The 18950-nt window shown below is 39.9% G+C and carries 18 protein-coding genes; 7 read left to right on the top strand and 11 right to left on the bottom strand.

Translation table 11 applies throughout. From position 1 onward, the window contains the following. Nucleotides 1-50: 50 nt before the first annotated feature. The 5 genes from FO442_RS15785 to rsfS are packed head-to-tail and all read right to left on the bottom strand — an operon-like array spanning nt 51 to nt 4383. Entirely contained in the window at nt 51-248 is a 198-nt protein-coding gene (locus FO442_RS15785) for a hypothetical protein (protein ID WP_144334185.1), read from the bottom strand. Nucleotides 249-286: 38 nt separating this feature from the next. Further along, on the bottom strand, nt 287-949 hold the full coding sequence (locus FO442_RS15780) for a phosphatidylserine decarboxylase family protein (RefSeq protein WP_144334184.1): 663 nt from the start codon (nt 947-949) through the stop codon (nt 287-289). 9 nt (nt 950-958) lie between these two features. Next, nucleotides 959-1840, bottom strand: a complete 882-nt coding sequence (locus FO442_RS15775; RefSeq protein WP_144334183.1) for a phosphatidate cytidylyltransferase — start codon at nt 1838-1840, stop codon at nt 959-961. A 52-nt stretch (nt 1841-1892) separates the two neighbouring features. Then, a complete protein-coding gene (ftsH, locus tag FO442_RS15770) occupies nt 1893-3998 on the bottom strand; it encodes an ATP-dependent zinc metalloprotease FtsH (protein WP_144334182.1) in 2106 nt (701 codons plus the stop codon). Between the two features lie 7 nt (nt 3999-4005). Continuing rightward, complete coding sequence (gene rsfS / locus FO442_RS15765; protein ID WP_246073870.1) at nt 4006-4383, bottom strand: ribosome silencing factor; 378 nt, start codon at nt 4381-4383, stop codon at nt 4006-4008. 81 nt (nt 4384-4464) lie between these two features. On the opposite strand from rsfS, the gene FO442_RS15760 reads away from it, so the two are divergent. After that, the gene (locus tag FO442_RS15760; RefSeq protein WP_144334180.1) at nt 4465-5226 is read left to right on the top strand and encodes a biotin--[acetyl-CoA-carboxylase] ligase; all 762 of its coding nucleotides are present in this window, start codon (nt 4465-4467) and stop codon (nt 5224-5226) included. A 71-nt stretch (nt 5227-5297) separates the two neighbouring features. Here the strand turns inward: FO442_RS15760 and FO442_RS15755 are convergent, their stop codons facing one another. Both FO442_RS15755 and pyrE read right to left on the bottom strand, forming a co-directional pair. Further along, nucleotides 5298-5696: an SRPBCC family protein gene (locus tag FO442_RS15755; protein WP_144334179.1), complete on the bottom strand. Its 399-nt coding sequence runs from the start codon at nt 5694-5696 to the stop codon at nt 5298-5300. Between the two features lie 4 nt (nt 5697-5700). Continuing rightward, nucleotides 5701-6342, bottom strand: coding sequence for an orotate phosphoribosyltransferase (gene pyrE, locus FO442_RS15750; RefSeq protein WP_144334178.1), 642 nt, complete (start codon nt 6340-6342; stop codon nt 5701-5703). A gap of 7 nt (nt 6343-6349) precedes the next feature. On the opposite strand from pyrE, the gene FO442_RS15745 reads away from it, so the two are divergent. Next, on the top strand, nt 6350-6958 hold the full coding sequence (locus tag FO442_RS15745) for an NUDIX hydrolase (protein WP_144334177.1): 609 nt from the start codon (nt 6350-6352) through the stop codon (nt 6956-6958). A gap of 387 nt (nt 6959-7345) precedes the next feature. Here FO442_RS15745 and FO442_RS15740 read toward each other — a convergent pair whose 3' ends face one another. Continuing rightward, the gene (locus FO442_RS15740; protein WP_144334176.1) at nt 7346-8002 is read right to left on the bottom strand and encodes a response regulator; all 657 of its coding nucleotides are present in this window, start codon (nt 8000-8002) and stop codon (nt 7346-7348) included. 117 nt (nt 8003-8119) lie between these two features. Further along, a complete protein-coding gene (locus FO442_RS15735; protein ID WP_144334175.1) occupies nt 8120-10015 on the bottom strand; it encodes a tetratricopeptide repeat-containing sensor histidine kinase in 1896 nt (631 codons plus the stop codon). Nucleotides 10016-10230: 215 nt separating this feature from the next. Between FO442_RS15735 and FO442_RS15730 the strand changes: the two genes are divergently transcribed. Then, on the top strand, nt 10231-10671 hold the full coding sequence (locus tag FO442_RS15730; RefSeq protein ID WP_144334174.1) for a DUF1573 domain-containing protein: 441 nt from the start codon (nt 10231-10233) through the stop codon (nt 10669-10671). An 85-nt stretch (nt 10672-10756) separates the two neighbouring features. Here FO442_RS15730 and FO442_RS15725 read toward each other — a convergent pair whose 3' ends face one another. Further along, nucleotides 10757-11209 carry a peptidylprolyl isomerase gene (locus FO442_RS15725; protein ID WP_144334173.1) on the bottom strand — a complete coding sequence of 151 codons (453 nt, stop codon included), beginning with the start codon at nt 11207-11209 and terminating at the stop codon, nt 10757-10759. 209 nt (nt 11210-11418) lie between these two features. Between FO442_RS15725 and bshC the strand changes: the two genes are divergently transcribed. Then, a complete protein-coding gene (gene bshC, locus FO442_RS15720) occupies nt 11419-13002 on the top strand; it encodes a bacillithiol biosynthesis cysteine-adding enzyme BshC (RefSeq protein ID WP_186280185.1) in 1584 nt (527 codons plus the stop codon). Between the two features lie 242 nt (nt 13003-13244). Further along, the gene (locus tag FO442_RS15715) at nt 13245-15836 is read left to right on the top strand and encodes a TonB-dependent receptor plug domain-containing protein (RefSeq protein WP_186280183.1); all 2592 of its coding nucleotides are present in this window, start codon (nt 13245-13247) and stop codon (nt 15834-15836) included. Nucleotides 15837-15963: 127 nt separating this feature from the next. Here the strand turns inward: FO442_RS15715 and FO442_RS15710 are convergent, their stop codons facing one another. Next, nucleotides 15964-16182: a helix-turn-helix domain-containing protein gene (locus FO442_RS15710; protein ID WP_144334170.1), complete on the bottom strand. Its 219-nt coding sequence runs from the start codon at nt 16180-16182 to the stop codon at nt 15964-15966. Between the two features lie 625 nt (nt 16183-16807). Here FO442_RS15710 and FO442_RS15705 point away from each other — a divergent pair. Both FO442_RS15705 and FO442_RS15700 read left to right on the top strand, forming a co-directional pair. Then, nucleotides 16808-17380, top strand: coding sequence for a GNAT family N-acetyltransferase (locus tag FO442_RS15705; protein ID WP_144334169.1), 573 nt, complete (start codon nt 16808-16810; stop codon nt 17378-17380). A 4-nt stretch (nt 17381-17384) separates the two neighbouring features. Next, a complete protein-coding gene (locus FO442_RS15700; protein ID WP_144334168.1) occupies nt 17385-18407 on the top strand; it encodes a helix-turn-helix transcriptional regulator in 1023 nt (340 codons plus the stop codon). Nucleotides 18408-18950: the final 543 nt, after the last annotated feature.

Genomic DNA, 18950 nt, shown 5'->3' with positions numbered 1-18950 from the left:
AAATCCCGTCTCGTTTTAACAAGGCGGGATTTTTTATTTCGTTTAATGTATTAAGCTGCTTTTTTCTGGCAGCAAGATCCTCCTGATTTTTCACCGGAGCAAGAACCTTTTTTGCTTTTCTTTTTCTTTCCTTTTTTATCGTCGTGCTTAACGATTGAAACAGTAGTGTTGTTAGAAGCAGCGTAAACTGTAGCGCTTACAGATCCTACGAACATCAATAAAGTCAATGCAACAAATGCTTTTTTCATGATTCAATGTTTTAATTTGCTTAAAAATACAATTAATATTAGAATGAGCCAAGCTTCGTTAACTTAGCTTTAACATCCTGGTCGATTTTGACATCTAATTTCGTGCCAAGTGGCAGGAATACATCCACCCGTGACCCGAACTTGATAAATCCGAATTCCTGTCCGGTTTCTGCATGTTGACCTTCTTTTGTGTAATAACAGATTCTTCGTGCTACAGCTCCGGCAATTTGTCTGAATAATACCTCCTGACCGGAAGCGTGTTGAACGACAATCGTACTGCGTTCATTGTCTGTTGAACTTTTCGGGTGCCAGGCAACCAAAAAGAGTCCTTTGTGGTATTTCACATATTTTACCAATCCGCTGATCGGGAAATAATTGGCATGGACATTTAAGGGTGACATGAAAATAGAAACCTGGATGCGTTTGTCTTTGAAATACTCCGTTTCTTCTACCTCTTCAATAACAACTACTTTCCCATCTGCCGGGCACAAAATATCCGAATCTGTGAATGTAAATGTACGTTTGGGGATTCTGAAAAACTGAACGACCAAATAAAGCATTACCAATGCTCCTGCAGATAATAATACGAATAACCAGAGCCAGTCTGTTTTGGTGTAAAGCCAGTAATTTCCCCATTGGATCAAGCCAAGGATAATTACCGCAATAATAATGGTAGTTGTTCCTTCTCTGTGAAGTGTCATGTCATGATGTTAACTGATGAGTGCCAAAAGTACGTATAAAACGGGAGCTACGAATAGCATGGCGTCAATTCGGTCCAGAATTCCTCCGTGTCCGGGAAGGATATTTCCGGAATCCTTAACGTTGACAGAACGTTTTAATTTGCTCTCAAAAAGATCGCCGAGTGTGGCTAAAATACTTGCTAAAACAGATACTCCGGCAACACCAAGTGCGTTGTATGTGGTAAATTCCCCGGCGAAATACAGGATGGCAATCATAACAATGGCTGCACCGATTAATCCACCGATGAATCCTTCCCGTGTTTTTTTAGGGGAAACACTTGGTATCAGGGGAGTTTTTCCGAACAAGCGCCCGAAAACATAGGCCAATGTATCATTCAGGTAAATAGGCAACAGCACAATCAACAGCATTTGTTTGTCGATGCTGTTTGTTAAGGTATAAGCAATTGCCAATGTCCACATAGGTAAAACAGGGTAGAAGAAGTTGAATACGAACGGGCTTTTGAATACAAAATCGATCTTTTCTTTTTGAAAGATCCAATAGGAAAGAATAATAACTGTTGCAATTACGATTCCCCACAATACCAGTAATGCCGGTGTTTGAACAAAATAATCCCAGACAGGATTGAATAAAAGCGGGTAAAAACTTTTTGCCGTTTGGATCAGCAAGGGCATGAATAAGGCGGTTACCAGTAAAAGTGCCGGTAATTTCATGCTGTGTTTATACGGGCTTTTCTTACTCATTTCAGACAATTCATGAGTTCCCAGCATGGTAAATACATAGAATACCAGATTCAGCATATTGCCATTGTTTCTGACATCGTAAACAAATGGAGTGAAAACAACCATCAAAAATAAAGCCCCGAAAACGGAGCGTATCAATACATCTTTCATATAAAAAATATCCCGTCCCGGTTCAACCGGGACGGGACTATTTAAATAGTTATTACTCTTCCGATTTATTCGTATGGTCCAACGGTTCAATCGTCGGATTGATCACGTTCGAATCAGAATTGTTTGCTTCATCCATTCCTTGTTCCGAAACGAAGTTGGTAGTCGAATCTTCACTTGGCGGAGTATTCACGGCCATATTCTCTTCTTCTTCCGAGATCCATAATCGTTTTCCGAAAATTTCTTCCAAATCTTCTTTGAAAATCACCTCCTTGTCCAGCAACTTGTCAGCCAGGGCTGTCAGTTTATCCTTGTTTTCTGAAAGGATTTTCAAGGCACGCTGGTATTGAGTTTCAATCAATTTGCTTACTTCTTCGTCAATAATACGTGCTGTATCATCGGAATACGGTTTGGTAAATGCATCGCGGCCCTGGGAGTCATAGAAGGAAATATTTCCTACCCGTTCATTCAGTCCGTAGATAGAGACCATGGCGTAAGCCTGTTTGGTTACCTTTTCCAGGTCACTCAATGCTCCCGTAGAGATTTTTCCAAAGATCAGCTGCTCCGCAGCCCGGCCACCCAATGCAGAACACATATCATCCAGGATTTGTTCTGTAGTGGTGATTTGACGTTCTTCCGGCAAGTACCAGGCAGCACCCAATGAACGTCCGCGCGGTACAATGGTTACCTTTACTAACGGATGCGCGTGTTCCAGCAACCAGGAAGTGGTCGCATGACCGGCTTCGTGGAATGCAATTGCACGTTTCTCTTCCTTGGTGATGATTTTATTTTTCTTTTCCAGTCCACCGATAATCCGGTCTACGGCATCCAAGAAATCTTGTTTTTCAACAAACTTTTTGTTTTTACGTGCAGCAATCAAAGCAGCTTCGTTACATAAGTTTGCGATATCCGCTCCCGAGAATCCCGGTGTTTGTTTGCTCAGGAAATCGATATCCATGTTTTTATCCAGTTTCAACGGTTTTAAGTGAACCTGGAAAATTTCCTTCCGCTCATTCAAATCCGGCATGTCGACATAAATCTGGCGGTCAAAACGACCTGCACGCATCAAGGCAGCATCCAGTACGTCGGCGCGGTTCGTTGCTGCAAGGATAATCACCCCGGAGTTTGTACCGAAACCATCCATCTCAGTCAACAACTGGTTTAGGGTGTTTTCGCGCTCGTCATTGGAATTGAAACCGTTGTTTTTACCCCTTGCACGACCAATCGCATCAATTTCATCAATGAAGATAATTGCCGGTGCTTTTTCTTTTGCCTGACGGAATAGATCACGTACTCGTGACGCTCCTACACCGACGAACATTTCCACGAAATCGGATCCTGAAAGCGAGAAGAACGGCACTTTTGCTTCCCCTGCAACAGCTTTTGCCAATAAGGTTTTTCCTGTTCCCGGAGGGCCTACCAATAAAGCTCCTTTCGGAATTTTGGCACCCAGTTCGGTATAACGCTGCGGGCTTCGCAAGAATTCTACAATTTCCTGGATTTCCTCCTTTGCACCTTCCAAACCTGCCACATCTTTAAATGTAATGTTTGTAGATTTTCCTTTTTCATAAACCTGGGCACGGGATTTACCGATGTTGAAGATCTGACCGCCTGCTCCGCCACCGCCTCCTGACATGCGGCGCATAACGAATACCCAGATCAAAATGATGATCAAAATAGGTAAAAGGAAACCGATGATCGATCCGAAGTAATCGCGTTCTTCAACCGGAGGAGCCGAAATCGTTGCTTTTCCTTTTGCTATCAAGCGTTCGTTAATCTCATCCAGTTTGGTTTCAAAATTTCCTGCGTCTACGATATCAATGGAGAAAACAGGCGTACCCTTTTGAGAAAACCCGTTGCTTTTCTTCTCCAGTGCTTTTTTGATGAATTTTAATTCTCCCTTGGGGTTCTTATTCGCTTTGAGCGCTTTTTCACCTGCTTCGTTGAGTTTGAAATCCACGCGTTTGTAATTTACAATACGTGCATCTCCGATCATACTGGAGTCTGCCAGGGAATAAAACGTATTGATATTGCGCAATTGAGCGTCCGAAGATCCGTTGTAGTAAGCTGCAACGATGATCCCTAGTACAATTACTGCATAGATCCAGTAAATCGCATACGGATTTCTTTTCGGTTTGTTTGAATTGTTATTTTCAGCCATAATAGAGTTAATTCAAATTTGGAATATCTGTTCTGAGTGCATCCGACCAAAGATCTTCCAATTCATAAAAATGTCTTGCGTCTTTATAAAAAATGTGGGCTACAACACTTACATAATCCAATAAAACCCACTCGGAAGTTGTTTTACCTTCCTGGTGCCATGGTTTTTCCTGTAATTCTTTTCGGGTATGTCTTGCCACGGTTGAAGCAATACCATCCACTTGCACGCTGGATTCACCGGAGCAAATGACAAAAAAGTCTGTAACTGCACTTGAAATATTTCGTAGGTCTAATACAACGATGTCTTTCGCCTTGTTTTCTTGCATACCTTCAACGATCGTGTCGCAAAGTACTTTAGAATCGATGTCGTTTTTTAATTTATACATTCGTAAATTTGTAAGTACAAATCTAAGCATTTATTAGCTTGATTTGTGTGATTGTTAAATGCAAATACTTGTTAATAAAACATGATTGGTCAACAAATTATCCAAATCCATGAGGTAGACTCTACCAACAATTATGCTGCCAAGCTACTTTCGGAAGGGAAATTGACACATGGAACTGTAATTTTGGCAGAGCACCAAACAGCGGGGAGGGGACAAAGAGGACGAAATTGGCAGTCTATAGGCGCGAAACAGTTTACCGGGACCTACTTTTTAAAAACTGATTTTTTGTCAGTTGACCATTTGTGTTATCTGAATATGAGCATTGCACTGGCTGTTCGCGAGATGATTCAATCCTTTACGCGAAAAGAAGTCGCCATCAAATGGCCCAACGATATTTTCATCGGCAGTCTGAAAATTGCGGGAATATTGATAGAAACCAATTGGAAGAACGGACGGGTGGAAGGTGCCATTGTTGGAATAGGTGTCAATATTTCTCCTGTCCAAAGTGTCGGATATGCCACTTCACTGGAAGAACTTTCGGGAAAATCTCCCGAAGTATTTACCGTTTTGGATGCATTGTCACGGAGCCTGAACGGGTTCTATCACTACGTTCAGCAAGCTGACTTTGATTACCTGAAACGGACTTACGAGTCTTTTTTGTGGAAAAAGGATGAAGAAATTGTCCTGGAAGAACGCCAGAATCCGGTCCCGTTTACGGGGATTATCCGCGGAGTTGATCAAATTGGGAATTTATTGGTTGAACGGGATGGAATTATCACGGTTTATCACAACCAGGAGCTGAATTTTGAATCAAACTACGGTCGGATTATTCCGAATACCTGATTCCGAATGTTAAGCTGGTATATAAAACAGGGGCGAAAAATTTTTCGCCCCTGTTTTTATGAATATTTAGATCATTCAAACTGTTTCTGCAGGTTCTTTGTCATCACGCCGAAGAGGTTCGTCAAAGGCTTTTCAACCATCATTTTCATGAACATATTGATTTGTGCCTCAAATTCGAGATGACCTTCACAGGTACTGCCAGTTTCCTTTAAGATAATGGATAAGGTATAACTGAACGGTGCTTTTTCACCGGATTCCATAACAATTTTGGTGTTGGGTTCCTTCATTGAATAGATCAACGGAATAACAATTCCACCCTGTGCTTTGAAAGAACATCCTTTTTCATCCGATTGAAAATCAGAGATCTTATCTTTTGGAAGCAATTGCTCTATGTTTGCGGCATCCGAAAGGAATTCGAATACTTTTTGTGCTGGAGCATTTACCGGTGAGGAATCAGTCTTTAACAACATGGTCTTAGTTTTTCCAGTTTTCAGGATTGATCTTCCACTCGCGTAAGGATTCGATATCAGAGGAAGTAACGTAATCTGATTTCAAGGCCTGATCAATCAAATGATCGTAATCTGTTAAGGTGACAAACGGGCATTCTGCCTGGGCGAAATTCCTGATGGAAATGTCAAATCCGTAAGTAAAGATGGCAACCAATCCTTTTACCTCCAATCCGGCTTCTCTTAAATCTTTTACCGCTTTCAAACTGCTTCCGCCGGTGGAAATCAAATCTTCGATCACCACTACACGTTGTCCTTTTTCAAAATGGCCTTCGATCTGATTGCCCATACCATGTGCTTTTGCAGAACTGCGGACATATACGAATGGAAGTCCCAATTCCTGGGCAACAAGTGCTCCCTGAGCAATACCGCCGGTTGCAACACCTGCAATGATATCCGGTTTTCCGAAATGCTCAAGGATAGCGTCTGCATAGCCCTGGCGAATGTATGTTCTGATTGCAGGGAAGGAAAGTGTGATTCTGTTATCACAATATATCGGTGATTTCCAACCGGAAGCCCATGTAAATGGAGAATTTGGTTGTAACTTTACTGCTTTAATCTGTAGCAAAAATTCCGCTACTTTTAGTGCTCGATCTTTATTTAAAATCATACTGCAAATGTACAAAGTTTTTATTGATAATTCGGTTATAGAATTTTTGGATTCCTCGGAAGAAATACCTTCCAAGAGGTATGATTCGGTTCTGAATTCGCTACAAAATGATTTGTCAAAACTTTTGGATCAATTCAATTTTTATGATTCAAGTATTTGTTTGTTAGTTGTTTACGAGGATTTTGACATGGCCCTTAACCAGGTTTTTCATGCCTACGAGTTTATGGATGCTGCCGGGGGGATTGTAAAGTGTGATCGGCGGTATTTATTTATTGAACGACATGGAATGTGGGATATTCCGAAGGGAAAACTGGATGCAAATGAACAGCCTTGGGAAGCTGCTGTTCGGGAAATTGAAGAGGAATGTGGTATCCAGGGACCAACAATCGATCACCTTCTTGGAATCACTTTTCATACTTATTCGTATATGGGAAGGCCGACTATTAAGAAGAACTGGTGGTACGCACTCCATTATTCCGGGTCCATGGAGGTGTTTCCTCAAGAAGAAGAATCGATCACCCAGGCAATTTGGATTGAAAAGAAGGAATGGAATATGATCCGGGAGAATACTTATGATTCGATTAAGGAGGTTCTTGATATGGCAAAAGATTTTTAAATTATGAAGGGGAATTCCGGGGATACATTTGTGAGCAGTTTTTTATGGCGTTAAGACCGTCTTTGGTGCTTCTGACCTGATCAGTGAGCTTCGTTTAGATATCTTTTTGCAGTAAATCAGCTTGTTAATTTCATAACATTTTCATACTCTATCTATGCTCTATCTATGCTCTATCTATGCTCTATCTATGCTCTATCTGTACTTGATGCCTGGAATATTCAAATTGCATGGTAAAAACGGGTTACACTTTTGGGAACGTCCTGACGTAATATTGCGGAATTACGTTGGAGGATTGGCAGCAGGATGCGGGACTTCTTGTGCGAGTGGACGCTCTTATGAACTGAAGGATTTCTAACTATCAATTATTACGGGGATTCCTCTTGATAATTAATCAATGATCCGGTGTTTTTGAGCAATTTTCACGGCTTCCATTTTGTTGTGTGCCTGCAGTTTGCTGTAAATGTTTTCGATGTGCTTGCGAACAGTTGACGGAGAAATGATCAGGTTTTCCGCAATTTGTTTGTAGTCCATTCCTTTGCTTAGCTGATTCAGGACGTCTATTTCCCGTGGGGAAAGTTCCGGTCTTTCCGTGTTGAATTTCTCTTCATCCGGTTTGATTGGATTCCGCAGCAGTCTCAATGCTTTGAGCGCAATTCCGGATGACATGGGAGCTCCGCCTTCTACGATCGACAAAATGCTTTGGAGCAGGACCCGCGGATTTTCATCTTTTAACAAATATCCGTTTGCTCCAGCCAGGATCGCCTGGAAAATAGATTCTTCGTCATCCAGTACTGTCAGCATAATGACTTTGATCTGCGGATAGCGTTCTGAAATGGTCCGTGTTGTTTCAATACCGTCCATTTCCGGCATCTGGATGTCCATCAGGATCACATCCACCATCGGGTCTTCTGCTAATTTTTCCAGGAACAATTTCCCGTTAAATGCATGGAATTTAAATTTCAATTCCCCGGGAAAAAGGGCTAGTTTTTCCTGAATGGATTTTGCTAAGAAAGCATTGTCTTCGGCTACTGCGATTCGAATCATAAAGGTTGTTTAATTGGTTAAAAGTCCGGAAAGTTATCGGAATCAAAAGAGTCCAATCACAAACAGAACGTTTTCTCCTTGGCAAAGATGCAATCATTCCCGAAATGAATCAATACGTCAGATGACGAATGTACATGAAATAGCTGTACCCTCTTTTTCGGATGTGTTCAATTGAAATTCGCCGCCGATCTGCTCACAGCGGTGACGCATATTTTGCAGGCCGTTCCCCTGTGCGTTTCCTGTTTGAACTCCCTTGCCATCATCCGTAATGGTGAGCTTTACCCGGTTTTCTTTTTCTTCCAGTGTGATCCGGATGCAAGTTGCCTGTGCATGTTTCAGGGTGTTTTGAATCGCTTCCTGGATGATCCGGTACAGGTTCAATAATTCGGTTGATTTTAAAGGATGGTTTTGATCCAGTTTTGTATGAATTTCGATTGAAAGCGGGATTTTATTGCGAATACTTTCAATGCGTGTTAAGAGTGTTTCGATACTTCCGTCTTCGGAATTCATTGCCCAAATAGTACTGCGGAGTTCCTGCATGGTATTTCTTCCAAAATTACTCAGGTCCTGAAGTTTGGTATTCAAAACCTCGTTTTCCTCATCCATGTAAGAGAGGTTATCAATGGAGGAAATGAGGTAGGTAATTTGTGAACCAACGTTGTCGTGCAACTCTCTTGAAATACTCAGTTTCTGTTCGTTGAGTTGTTTTTCGCGCAAATATTGTTCTTCCTGTTTGGTCCGCACCAATTCTTCTTTGGCAATCTTTCGTTTGTGTCTGAAAAACAGGAAAACGATAACGAACAGTAGTAACAAAGTAGCAGAAATACCGATCCAAATGGCTTGATACAATTGATTTTTTGCATTTTTTGCTTTGCTTTCAGCCAGTGCACGTTGGTTTTTCTCCAATTCGTATTTCCCAAAAACATCCGCAATGAGCTCATTTCCTTGAAAAATAGTCACACTGTCCTGGTATTTGTTTTGGAGCACTAAGTATTCTGCGGCTTTTTGATAATTTTTTCTGCTCAGTTCCAGTTCGGATAGACCACGGTATGCGTTCATTATTTGTCTGTACGATTTGGTGTCTTTGACCAGTTGAAGACCAAGATTGAGATAAAAAGCAGCCGAATCCGGTTGCTTCAGGTCTGCAAAACTATTCCCGATATTGACTGCAATAATTCCTTCTCCCGTTTTTGAATCCAGTCGTTTGTAGAGTTGAAATGCCTGCTGATAATATTTCAGACCTAAATCGGTGTTTCCAGCAGCTCTTTCTACCACTCCCAAGCCCTGATAAACCATAGCAAGTTGTTCCGACTGATTGGTTTCCCTGGCAAGGGGTATTGCTTTGAGATACATTTCCCTTGCTTTTTCGTATTGCTTTAATTTTTGATAGCAGGAGCCGAGGTTGCCGTAATTCGAGAGCTGGACTAATTTGTTGTCTGTGCGGAGTGCGATTTCATGTACATCCAACTGCATTTTCAGGGCTTCTTTTATAAAACCACTGACTTCAAGTACATTTGCGCTGTTCTGATACAGTTGAAGTAAGGTGTTTTCATCGCCGAGAATCTTTGCAAAATAGATGGCTTTATTGTAAGCTTGCTGCGCCTTTTTGTATTGTCCCAGTTCGAAATGGCCATTTCCCAGTTTTGCGTAAGAAGAGATCATTCCGCTCGTGTCTTTTAAACGGGTTCGTATTTCCAGAGCTTTGGTATTTAGTTCGACCGATTTTTGGAAATTTCCGGTAGTCAGAAAGGGCATGGAATAATCGTTGTAGGTATTTGCCAGGATGGTTTCGTCGTTCAAAGTCTGAGCCAGCTTCAGTGATTGAGATCCAAAAGCAATGGCTTTCTTTGCATCGGCCCGAAAGTAATAGAAGGTCAGATCGTTTAATAACTGTACTTTTTCTTTTCCCTTCTTTCTGGGAAGCAGCCGTTCCAGGGAATCCAGCTGCTGCTGTGTTTGTGCAAGCAAAGATCCGGTGGTGAGGAACAGGATGCAACTAAAAAGTAACTTCATGGAACTCGTTTTGAATGGATTGCGAAGATAAAGAAATGTTCAAATTTTAAAAGATTCAAAAAGTTTAAATGTTCAACTTGCAATTTAAATGGTTTGATTACTGGGATTCTTTGATCGTTTTGAACTTTTAAGCTCTTGAACTGTCTTATTTTTTTGTTAATTAAACAACCATTCTAAAAAGAGTTCGTATTCTTGTATAGTTAAAACTAAAACACATGAAAGTAATAGCAATTCTGGCAGTTTCATTGATTTCACTTGGAACATTTGCACAAACTACAAAGGATAAAGCGAAAAAAGAAGTTAAAACAGAAGTGAAATCTCCTGTGGCTTTTAAAACGTTAAAAATCGAACGAGCGGAAATTCCATATGATTCTAAGGAGCCGTTTATCTTTGAATTTAAAAACAACGGGAAAACCCCATTGATCATTACAAATGTTCAGACTTCTTGTGGTTGTACGGCTGCTGAAAAACCGACTGAACCTATTGCAAAAGGAAAATCTTCTAAAATTGTTGTGAATTACGATACAAAACGTGTTGGTCAGTTTACAAAAACAATTACAGTAACAACGAACGCTTCTACAGAACCGATCATTTTGACCATTACCGGGAAAGTATTGCCTCAGGAAACTCCTGCTGATGCACCGAAAACAAATTAAGATTTGATAAACATAAAAAAGGGTGGAAAAAATTTCCACCCTTTTTTATTTCAGCAAAATCGCAATGGTCCATTGCGTTTTGATCTTAATCTTGAACTTCTATCGCCAAAATGCGATCACCTTGTCTGATGTCGTCAATTACATCCAACCCTTCAATGACTTTTCCGAAGCAGGTATGATTGCGGTCTAAGTGTGCCGTATTGTTTCTGCTGTGGCAAACGAAAAATTGAGATCCTCCGGTGTTTCTTCCCGCATGAGCCATCGAAAGCACTCCACGATCATGGAATTGATTCCCTCCGTTCAATTCACAGTCGATTTTGTAACCTGGTCCGCCTGTTCCCGGCATTCCTGTTGCACCTTCGCGTGAGTTCGGGCATCCACCCTGGATGACGAAGTCTGGCAAAACACGGTGAAATGTCAGTCCGTCGTAAAATCCTTCTTTGGCCAATTTGACAAAATTAGCAACTGTATTCGGTGCATCTTCCTGGAAGAAGGTTACACGCATATCTCCCTTTTCGGTACGAATGATAGCTTCCATTGATAAATTTTTTTTTACAAAAGTACTTTAAAAAATGCGAATTGAATTCCGGAAGTGTTCCCGCACATGGAATAAAACTCATTTAACGGGCTTATTCTTGAATTCTCAATGCGAAAGCCGGGATTCAGAGTCCGGATTCTTTTAGGGTTTTTAACAGTTTAGCTTCCATGGTAACTGCTACAAGTGAAAATGATGTGTACATTTGCCTCATGAGTCATACAACAATCTCCCGAGATAAAATCAACCAATTTTCATCATTTTCCCAGGCTTTTGGGAACCAGACAACATTCGGGCAATTTCTTACGGCACCCTTGAGTTCCATTTCAGATCTGCATGCGCAAGCTCAAAAAAAGAAGGAAGTTTACTCTTCAGCGAACAGGCAAAACCTGGTGCGGGTTTGGAACAGTCAAATTGCTTCTTATGCTTCCGAAAGTCAATTGGAAAACCTGAAATTATTGGAGCGCGAACGTACGTTTACCATTACAACAGGGCATCAGCTGACGCTTTTTGCCGGACCGCTATATTTGATTTACAAAGTCCTTCATGTGGTCCGTTTATCGGAAGAGTTTAACAAAAGTCAAAGCGAGTTTAAAGCGGTTCCGGTGTTCTGGATGGCTTCCGAAGATCATGATTTTGATGAAGTGAAATCTGCGTATTTGTTCAATCAAAAATTGACCTGGGAATCTGCACAAACAGGACCTGTAGGTCGTTTTAATATGGGTGATTTCAAGGAGGTTTTTTCTCAATTCAGTGCCTTCTTTGAAGGAAAGGAAACGGAAATCAATGACTTGCTAGCGATTTCAGAGAAAGTAGATTATGCTTCGTATTTGCAGGAATTCATCAGTAAGTTATTTGCAGATTTCGGAGTATTGGTGCTGCAACCGGATAACCGTGATCTGAAAAAGGAGTTTATCCCGGTAATCTTACGCGAGATTTCCGGTCCTTTGGCACACCAGGCGGTTTTAGCTAAAAATAAAGAAGTAGAAGAAGCCGGATATAAACCGCAGGCAAATTCGCGGGAATGTAATTTGTTTTACCTGAAAGCAGGTGAGCGTTTACGAATTGAACCTACGGCAAATGGCCTGGCAATTGACGGAAAGATATACTCGAAAGAAGAGCTGGAGCAATTGGTTCAGAAGGAACCGGAAAATTTTTCGCCGAATGTGATTTTGCGTCCCGTTTACCAGGAAACGATCTTACCGAATCTGGTGTATGTCGGAGGAGGAGGAGAGATGGCTTATTGGATCCAGCTGAAAGGAGTGTTTGAAGTGCATCGCATGTTGTTTCCTTTGGTTCAGCAGCGTGTTTCACTTCAATTGGTCGATGGTGCTTTGAAAAAGCGCATGGATAAACTGAATTGGCCGGATGAACGCTATTTCGAGCCAAAAGAGCATCTGAAAAAGTTGTTTCTGAAAGAAAATGAAGAAGATGACCTGGATCTTTCGATGCTTTATACTGAATTTAATACCCTGCGTTCCACCATGATCGAAAAGGCACGATCGATTGAAGCGACTTTGGAATCATTCGCTGAAGCAGAAACCGTCCGGATGAAAAAACAGCTGGAATCCTTCGAGCAGCGTTTGGTAAAGCAGTTGAAGCAGCGACACGAGCAGGCACTGCAATCCATTGATTTCATTTCGGAACGGATAATCCCTGAGAATTCCCTGCAAGAGCGGCATTTTCATTGGCTGCAGTTTGCACCAAGTGGAGCTTATAAGGAATTACTAAAGCAGATCCACTCAGAAATTGATCCTTTTGAAGCCGGGTTAATAGTGGTTGATCTGACGAAATAAGCTCATGCGGATCTCGCAGATTTTTCACTGGAGGATGAATAAACTTTGCTTACATACAGTAAATCATTAATCTGCGCTCTGTTCGAAATCTGCAGGGGACTGAAATGTGCTGTTCTTCCGGAGGAATTCTTGAAAAAACGGCGGATTCGCAGATGAAATAAAAAACTTTACACTAATTTCGGCATTTCAACGTTTAAGCGAAGATGCGAAACCGATTTCTAGTATTATTTTTCCTTGTTTTCTTGCCACTGACTGCTTTGTGGTCACAGGTCCAGGTAAACGGAAATGTACTGGATAACCGGAAAAATGGGTTGCCTAACGTGAAAATCCTTTTTCTCCTTGGTGCAGACACCATTTCGACCGCGACCGATAAGGAAGGCCGTTTCCAGGTCCAGCTTGCACCGGGAAAGTACGGGATGATTGCCCGGTTTGATGCCGAAAATGAGTACAAGCGCAATGTTCATATCCCGGATGTGAATTCCTTTATACTTGACCCGGTTGTTTTTGATTTTGGTTTTATCGAAGTGGATATTAATAAAGCGAAGGAAGATCTGAATGGTTTGGACAAAATTCCACCGATTGATTTGCAAAAACAAGTGCTCGGAGGTGTTGAACGTATGCTTGTGTTGACCCAGGCCGGTGTAAATTCCAATAATGAATTGACTTCCAATTACAATGTGCGCGGAGGAAACTACGATGAGAACCTGGTATACGTCAATGGATTTTTGATCAACAGGCCTTTTCTTACCCGTTCCGGTCAGCAGGAAGGATTGAGCTTTATTAATACAGCATTGGTAGAAGATATTTACTTCTCATCGGGAGGTTTTCAATCCATGTACGGGGATAAATTGAGCTCGGTTTTGGATATCAAATACAAACGTCCCGATTCATTGCGGATTTCGGCGATGGCTTCTTTGCTAGGGGTTGAAGCTCATGTGGAAGATAAGGTTGGGAAACACGACCGTTTTCAATACTTGTTCGGAGCCAGATACCGCGCCAACGGATACTTGCTGAATTCACTTCCGACGAAAGGAAATTACAATCCGATCTTTTGGGATGCCCAGGCAGTGACGAATTATACTATCAATGAGCATTGGTCCTGGAGTATGCTTGGGCATGTTTCATCGAATACCTATCAATTTGCTCCTCAAACCAGCCAGACCGATTTTGGAACAGCGAACCAGGCGTATTCGTTCAATATTTATTTTGAAGGACAGGAAAAGACCAAATTCCTCACTTCTACGGTTGGAACTTCTTTGAATTATACCTCCAAAAAATACGAGGGTAAGACCTTTTTTACCTATTTCAGAAGCGATGAGCGCGAAACTTTTGATATCCTGGGTGAATACTTCATCAATGAATTGGAAATGGACCCTTCCAAAGAAGCATTTGGTGATTCCATTGCTGTGTTGGGGGTAGGAGGATTTCTGAATCACGCCCGAAATAAACTGAATGCAGATATTATCAGTGTGTACCATGACGGATCGGTAATTTTTAAACCGAAGAATAAAAATACCAAACACGAATTAAAAGTAGGCGCAGGAATCCAGATCGATCATTTTAATGACGTATTGAGCGAATGGAAATTTGTAGATTCTGCCGGGTATTCCCAAGTGGACCAACAAACGGATGAGGTAGATTTGTATGAGGTAATCAAAAGCAAGCTGCAGTTGGATAATCAGCGTTACAATGTTTATACTCAGGATCACTGGGAATGGAAAAAGTCCCGGAAAAATATTCCTGTTTCCAAAACCTATAAGTTCAAAGATTCGATTGGAAATTTCCGCGAAACAATTGTACGTGACACGATTGAAGAAGGAAGGTCTTCTTTGGTATTGGATTATGGATTGAGAGGCACTTATACCACTTTCAACAGCGATGGCTTCATTACACCTCGTTTAAGCCTTACTTTTTATCCTGTCAAATATGTTCGTAAAGACACGCTGTTTGTCAGAAGGGGAGTTCGTTACCGACTTTCTACCGGACTTTATTATCAACCGCCTTTTTACAGAGAATACCGCACATTTTCAGGGCAAATTAATCCGAATGTAAAATCGCAAAAATCCGCTCATTTTGTCTTGGGGATGGATTACAGTTTTTTTATGTGGAAACGGGAGTCTCCTTTTAAATTTTCAGCGGAAGCTTACTACAAATACTTGTGGGACGTAAATCCTTACGAGGTGGACAATGTACGGACACGTTATTTCGCACAGAATAATGCAGTAGCCTATGCAACCGGGCTGGACCTGAACCTGAACGGCGAATTTGTTCCGGGGCTCATGTCTTTTTTCAAGCTCGGTTTACTTTCTACCAAGGAAGACGTTAAAGATGATTATTATTACGATTATTACAATGCTGCAGGTGAAAAGATTATTTATGGATTCAGCGAGGATCAGGTGGCAGTAGACTCAAACCGGGTAAATCCAGGGTATATCAGAAGACCCACTGATCAGCATGTAACTGTCGGAGTGTTGTTCCAAGATCATATGCCGGGATTACAGCAGTTGACTTGCCAGGTTGGAATTACTTACGGTTCACGTTTACCCTACGGTCCGCCGGATCATTCGCGCTATAAAGATACCTTAACCATGAAATCGTATTTCCGGGTGGATATGGGAATGTCGTATGATCTTTTATACCGCAAACCGGGTAAAACACGAAATTTCCTGAAGAAAATGGAAAGCGCGATCATTTCGTTTGAGGTATTTAACCTACTTGGGGTAAACAACGTGCTTTCGAAGCAGTGGGTACAGGACGTTTCCGGGAAGTATTACTCTATCCCGAATTATTTGACACAGCGGAGGTTCAATGTGAAGCTGATAGTCAGGATTTAGCGGGGTTGCAAACTGGTAATTGGTTGGTTTCGCTTTGTTCTCGTTTTCTTTTAACTGAAAAGGACAAAAAAATATTGACTGACCTATTCAAACGGGAAGATATTTTTTTCAATAGAAAATGAAAAATTTATTTGCCAACTGCTACGAGTTCAGAAATATCCATTTCAAGACTCTTTGCTAATTCAAGAAGATATAAGTAAGTCGGATTAACTCTTCCTGATTCAAGCCTTTGTATTGATTGTTGATCTCTTCCCATACGACTGGCTAATTCAGCTTGTGTTAAATTTTTGGAACGTCTCAATTGTCTAATTCCTTCTCCAAATTGTTGCAATCGTTCCTTATCCATACTGGAAAGGTCTTGTATCAAAATGAAAAACAATACAACAAATATGTTGTAAATACAATTTTAATGTTGTATTCTTGCCAAAGCCAACTGAAAAACAATATACTATGCTGAGTTTGAAAAAATCCTATTTAGATTGTTTCGCCTTTAAAAGTGAATTAATTTCTTCCAAGTATACAATTTCTTTTCGAAGCCTATCGATTTCCGAATCTTTTGTCGGATTAATAGTATGCACATACAATGAAAAAAAATCAAATTCAAGGGCATTCGAAATAGTTAAAAGCAATCCGGTATCAATTGTTTTTCTAGCGAAGATATTATACACATTTTCACGAGATGTCTTTATACGTTTTGAGAACTCGGTTATTGTAAATCCGCGCTTATCAAAAACGTTCTTAATCTCGTTACCAATGTGGATTTCTGCCATACTGACAAAACAACTCAAATTTGATAAGCTGTTTTTAATATTTTCGTAAATATAATTTCACGTTTTCGGTGTATTTATTTACGGTATTTTTGTAACCCAAATACTAGAAACCGATTAAATATTTAATTTTGATCAACAAAAAACATTCACTGAATCGGTAAAACAATTGTTCTTACCCCTTCTGCGAGCAAAAAACAAAAAATGCAAAACAATATCAACGAAAAGCAGATCGTAATTGACATTCTTCTTAAATCATTTGTGGATAATAAATCTGTAAACTTTGTAGTTAAACAAGATAATAAGCGCGAAGCAAGAATTAGGAAGTTAATGGAATACTCCTACTTTAAGGGAAAAAACTCTGGACAGATCTATATTTCAAAAGATCAAAAGGCATGCGCAATAGTACTGGATCCGTCCAAACAGAAAACCACACTAAAAAGCATTGTATGGGATCTGAAACTGGTTTTCGGATGCATGGGAATTTCAAACGTCAAAAAAGTTCTAAAACGCGAAAGCGAAATCAAAAAACACCATCCGGATTTTCAATTCCTCCATCTGTGGTATATAGGTGTAGATCCGGCGGAACAAGGTCGAGCTAAAGGAACTGAAATGATGGCGAGAATTATCCACGATGCTAGGGAGAAACGATTACCTATTTATTTAGAAACTTCTACAGAAAGAAACTTTCCATTTTACGAAAAGCTCGGATTCAAAGTTATCTCCGAAATAAACACTTTAGGTTATCCATTAAAAATGTACTTAAAAGAGAATTAAGCAAATGTTTGGAACGGAACTTAAACTAACAACATTCATTTTTACCTGCATTGAAATAATCGTTTTGTTTTTTCAACTACCAAATTATTTATCTCGTAGGCAAGACAAATCCCGATTCAGGTTTTTGATTCTCATTGTTGCTTTTATATTTTATAATCTTTGCAGTGGATTACTTCCAGACGAACGGATTCCGATTCATATTCTCGCACAAAACATTTTAGCATTTGGAAGCGGAATTATACTTGCCACCTATTACTTTTATTACTTGGTCCAGGAACTAAACATTTCCCAGGAAAAGCTATTCAATACAAAAGTTCTATTTTGGAGTTTGGTTTTATCCTTTGGAGTAGGTTTCATTCTTACCTATTTTATTACTGGTAATATCGCTATTTCAAAACGAAATTTCATTGTTCTCCCGGTTCTAATCTCTGTATATTTTTGCATTACTACAGTTAAGTTTCTTTCGAAAAAAAGAAAAAAACAGAAGTTGGAAGAAACACCTTTTAAACTCATGATATATTCTGGCTATATCGGAATCATATTTATGGCCACCATGCCAATTGTCGTTTTCTTTGGTGATTATCAGACAATCAATAATGGATTAGTAAATATTAGTTTCATTATTACCTTTTATGCCTATACGAAGTACTATTTATTTCAAAGCAAAGTAGAATATAACCTGCTGAAAAAAGCAGGGTTTTTAGGAATAAAAGAAACAACGAATGATGAATTGAATGATTTGCAATCGGAATTACTTGAAAAAAGTGGACTGACTTCAAGGGAATTGGATATTGCCTATTTGATCTTGAAAAACAAAAGTATGACTTATGAAGACATAGCGCAAGAAACATTTATCACTCCAAAAACTGTTTCGAAACATGCCTCAAACATTTACAAAAAGACAGAATCTGCTAACAAAAAAGATTTTATAGAGAAATTTAGTGGCGAAAATTTTAGAACTGAAACAAATTTTGAAACGATTGATAATCAACCAATTAATAAAAACACGTACGAAACACGTACGTGAAATTTGAAAAATACGTGTAAAATACGTGTTTTTTTGAGCCTCAACTTAGAGATTAATTTTAACGTTGCGTTCAAAATAAAAGTACTTGATTTCATTACGTAAATAGGTTACGAGGTTGAAGGGTATCTTTGTAATGCAATATTGAAGAATAACCTAAAAAATATTTAGCAATACCAGATACTATTCACCAAATTCCCATTTATTGAAAAAGCAATTTAATTAAAAACAAGAGATCTGTAATATCTTGTTTTAGCATATTTCATTGATTACAGACAATTGAAATATAAGTGTTGTATTGGCAAAATAAATGCCGAAAGCTAATGCAATACTATAAAATTTAACCTCGGCTTTTATTAAATAATACTTATGAAAAAAATCACTTATTTGCTGTCCTTATCAGCATTATTTAGCACAGGTCAATTGTAACCTTCCCCGTTTTCAGACAATGATTAAATATAATTATTCTGTTTTACTTTTTCCAATCTATTACTTCCCTTAAACAACCAGGGGCTTTGCCCCGCTAAAGATTTGTGTGGATGATTT

It is taken from the genome of Fluviicola chungangensis (genome assembly GCF_007558725.1).
Taxonomy (GTDB): Bacteria; Bacteroidota; Bacteroidia; order Flavobacteriales_D; family Crocinitomicaceae; genus Fluviicola; species Fluviicola chungangensis.
Note: the sequence above shows the minus strand (reverse complement) of the source record. Positions and strands in the feature narration are given on the sequence as shown.